Origin of the sequence: Mesorhizobium sp. M8A.F.Ca.ET.161.01.1.1, from assembly GCF_004792105.1 — a bacterium.
Classification (GTDB): domain Bacteria; phylum Pseudomonadota; class Alphaproteobacteria; order Rhizobiales; family Rhizobiaceae; genus Mesorhizobium.
This window is the reverse complement of record NZ_SRTD01000196.1, coordinates 1-356: the sequence shown is the minus strand read 5'-3', so window position 1 is coordinate 356 and position 356 is coordinate 1. Positions and strand designations below refer to the sequence as shown.

Here is a 356-nt window from a genome sequence, read left to right as displayed (position 1 = left end):
GGCTGGATCAGGTGCAGGCCTGCTGCGGCTCGAATGCAATCGGCGTGCTCAATCCGGTTTACGGTTCGGCGCAGGGAACGAATTTCGTTTATGCCGATAACATCGTGACCCAACAGCAGATCGGCATTTATGCGCAGGACCAGCTGCGGTTCGGAGATGGCTGGCTTGTGACGCTGAATGGCCGTTACGACTATGTCGATACGGAGCTGAACAACAGATTGCCGACGGGCCTGTCCCGCCGCTCCAATGACGACGCGCTGAGCGGCCGCGCCGGCCTTGCCTACGAATTCGACAATGGCCTGACGCCCTACGTCTCCGCCGCCACCTTCTTTAATCCGCTTATCGATACGCTTGCA

1 protein-coding gene is annotated in these 356 nt (G+C 59.0%); it reads left to right on the top strand.

What is annotated here, in order from left to right; genetic code table 11:
* Window positions 1-356: TonB-dependent receptor (locus EN804_RS35295; RefSeq protein WP_135922349.1), on the top strand; the 356-nt coding region annotated here is incomplete at both ends.